The sequence below is a fragment of the Phaeobacter sp. HS011 genome (assembly GCF_018101215.1).
In the GTDB taxonomy this organism is placed as follows: Bacteria; Pseudomonadota; Alphaproteobacteria; order Rhodobacterales; family Rhodobacteraceae; genus Phaeobacter; species Phaeobacter inhibens.
In genome coordinates this window covers 1-3,410 of sequence record NZ_JAGEUF010000020.1, presented here as the reverse complement: position 1 = coordinate 3,410, position 3,410 = coordinate 1, and the positions used below count along the sequence as shown (strand labels likewise).

Below are 3,410 nucleotides of genomic sequence, written 5' to 3'. Positions count from 1 at the left end.
TGAACATCAAATACGCCGCCGCGATGGACACGGCCGCCTATCACACCATCGCCAAACATGCGGTGAAGGAAATTGCCCAGCAACAGGGCCATGCGGTGACCTTCCTGCCGAAATGGAGCCACGAGAAAGTCGGCTCGTCCTCTCATGTCCACCAGTCGCTGTGGCAGGACGGCAAGCCTGCGTTCTTTGACGAGAGCGACGCGCTGGGCATGTCATCGCTGATGAAGGCCTACATGGCGGGTCTGCTGAAATACGCGCCGGATTACACCGCCTTCATGGCGCCCTATATCAACAGTTACAAACGCTTCATGAAGGGCACCTTTGCCCCCACCCGCATCATCTGGTCGGTGGACAACCGCACCGCAGGCTATCGTCTCTGTGGTGTCGGCAGCAAAGCCATCCGCGTCGAATGCCGTATTCCGGGCTCGGACATGAACCCCTATCTGGCCATCGCAGGCATGCTGGCTGCGGGCATTGCAGGCATCGAGGAAGGGCTTGAGCTGCAGGCGCCCACCACGGGCGATGTCTATCAGGGCGACACCGGCATGATCCCCGGCACCCTGCGCGACGCGGCGGCGGCGCTCAAGGGCTCTGCCATGTTGCGCGCCGCGATGGGCGATGACGTGGTGGATCACTACGTGCGCGCGGCAGAGGTGGAAATCGAGGATTTCGAGCGGATCGTGACCGATTACGAAATTGCCCGCGGGTTTGAGCGCGCCTGAGGCGCGCAGAGCCTTCGGCGAGAGTATTTTTGGAAAGATGACGACGGGGGCGTGGCCTCCGTCAAACCACATGAGGAAGACCATGGGCCAGACCCTGAAATGTATCTCACCGATCGACGGATCGGTCTATGCCGAGCGTGAGACGCTGCCACCGGAGGCCGCAGCGGAGCGCGTGACCGCAGCCCGCGCGGCCCAGGCCGCCTGGGCCGCCCGCCCCCTGCAGGAGCGGGTTGACCTGGTGATGGCCGGTGTGGCGGCTGTTGGCGCGATGAACGACGATATTGTGCCGGAACTGGCCCATATGATGGGGCGCCCGGTGCGTTATGGCGGCGAATTTGGCGGCTTCAACGAGCGCGCCAGCCATATGGCGCAGATCGCCGCCGAGGCGCTGACCGATATCCAGGTCGGCGAAGACGCAACCTTTAAGCGCTACATCAAACATGTCCCTCATGGCGTGGTGTTGGTGGTGGCGCCCTGGAACTACCCCTATATGACCGCCATCAACACCGTGGCGCCTGCGCTGATTGCGGGCAATACCGTGGTGCTGAAACATGCCACCCAGACCCTGCTGGTGGGCGAGCGCATGGCGCAGGCCTTCCAGTCGGCGGGCATTCCGGCAGATGTGTTCCAGAATGTGTTCCTCGACCATGACACCACATCAGCACTGATCGCAGACCGCGCCTTCGACTTCGTGAACTTCACAGGTTCCGTCGGTGGCGGTCAGGCGATGGAGCGCGCGGCTGCAGGCACCTTTACCGGCGTCGGCACCGAGCTGGGCGGCAAGGATCCGGGTTATGTGATGGAAGACGCCGATCTTGATGCGGCGGTGGACACGCTGATCGACGGCGCCATGTTCAACGCTGGCCAGTGCTGCTGCGGTATTGAGCGGATCTATGTCCATGAGAGCCTTTACGACGCCTTCGTCGAAAAGGCTGTGGCCATCGTCAACACCTACAAACTGGGCAATCCGCTGGAGGCAGAAACCACCATCGGCCCGATGGCGAACGTACGCTTTGCAGCTGAGGTGCGCAGCCAGATCGCCGAGGCGGTTGCGGCGGGGGCTGTGGCCCATATCGCGGCTTTTGCCGAAGATGACGGGGGCGCCTATCTCACACCGCAGATCCTGACCAATGTGACCCATGACATGCGGGTGATGCGTGACGAAAGCTTTGGTCCCGTGGTGGGCATCATGAAAGTCTCCTCTGACGCCGAAGCCATCGACCTGATGAATGACAGCGACTTTGGCCTCACCGCCTCGCTCTGGACCGGGGATGTAGAGCGCGCGACCCGTGTTGGCGATCAGATCGAAACCGGCACCGTGTTCATGAACCGCGCCGATTATCTGGATCCGGGCCTGTGCTGGACCGGCTGCAAGAACACCGGCCGCGGGGGAGGCCTGTCAGTCATCGGCTATCACAACCTCACCCGCCCGAAATCCTATCACCTGAAAAAGGTCACGGGCTGAGCCCCGTCATCTTTCCCGAAATACTCCGGGGGGCTTGCCGCAGGGCAAGCGGGGGCAGCGCCCCCTCCCCGGCTTCATCACAGGAACACACCTATGACTCTTGTTGGAAACTGGTCCTATCCGACCGCAATCAAGTTTGGCGCTGGCCGGATCAGGGAACTGGCCGAGGCCTGCGCGACAGCGGGCATGAAAAAACCGCTGCTGGTCACGGACAAGGGGCTGGCCGATCTGCCGGTCACCCAGTCCACCCTCGACATCCTGGAGGCCGCGGGCCTTGGTCGGGCGATGTTCTGCGAGGTTGACCCCAACCCGAACGAGAAAAACCTCGAAGCCGGTGTTGCCGCCTATAAGGCAGGCGATCACGACGGGGTGATTGCCTTTGGCGGCGGCTCGGGGCTGGATCTGGGCAAGATGGTTGCCTTCATGTGCGGCCAGACCCGGCCGGTGTGGGATTTTGAGGATATCGGCGACTGGTGGACCCGCGCCGATGCCGATGCCATCGCGCCGATCATCGCGGTGCCGACCACGGCCGGGACCGGTTCCGAAGTGGGCCGCGCCTCCGTGATCACCGACAGCGTGACCCATCAGAAAAAGATCATCTTTCACCCCAAGGTGCTGCCCACCGTGGTGATCTGCGACCCCGAACTGACCGTCGGCATGCCGAAGTTCATCACCGCAGGCACCGGTCTGGATGCCTTTGCGCATTGTGTCGAGGCGTTCTCCTCGCCCCATTACCACCCGATGTCCCAGGGTATCGCGCTGGAGGGCATGCGCCTGGTGAAGGAGTACCTGCCGCGCGCCTATGCTGATGGCACCGACATTGAGGCCCGCGCGCAGATGATGTCGGCCGCCGCCATGGGCGCCACCGCCTTCCAGAAAGGGCTGGGCGCGATCCACGCCATGAGCCACCCGATCGGGGCGCTCTTCAACACCCACCACGGCACCACCAACGCCGTCTGCATGCCCGCGGTGCTGGCCTTCAACGCGCCGGAGATCGCCGACCGCTTCAAGACCGCCGCAGATTATCTGGGCATCGACGGCGGCTTTGAGGGCGTCTGCGCCTATGTGCAGGAGCTGAACGACAGCCTCGGCATCCCACGCGGATTGTCCGAACTGGGTGTCACCGAAGCCGCCATTCCAGAACTCGTCAAAGGCGCCCTCATCGACCCTTCCTGCGGCGGAAACCCGGTCGTTCTTGACCAAGCAAACCTAACCCAGCTGTT

General features: G+C 62.9%; 3 protein-coding genes. All 3 read left to right on the top strand.

All coding sequences use genetic code 11. The annotated features are described in order from the left end of the window. A partial coding sequence (locus tag J4721_RS19640; RefSeq protein ID WP_247656221.1) for a glutamine synthetase family protein occupies positions 1-722 on the top strand: 722 nt, incomplete at its 5' end. Between the two features lie 82 nt (positions 723-804). Continuing rightward, positions 805-2,187, top strand: a complete 1,383-nt coding sequence (locus J4721_RS19635; RefSeq protein WP_211003467.1) for an aldehyde dehydrogenase family protein — start codon at positions 805-807, stop codon at positions 2,185-2,187. A 93-nt stretch (positions 2,188-2,280) separates the two neighbouring features. Next, the coding region (locus J4721_RS19630; RefSeq protein WP_211003466.1) for an iron-containing alcohol dehydrogenase at positions 2,281-3,410 on the top strand (1,130 nt) is incomplete at its 3' end.

What these genes read in the sequence shown, in the direction of transcription:
- J4721_RS19635 (WP_211003467.1), top strand. Translation starts at nt 805, where the DNA reads ATGGGCCAGACCCTGAAATGTATCTCACCGATCGACGGATCGGTCTAT.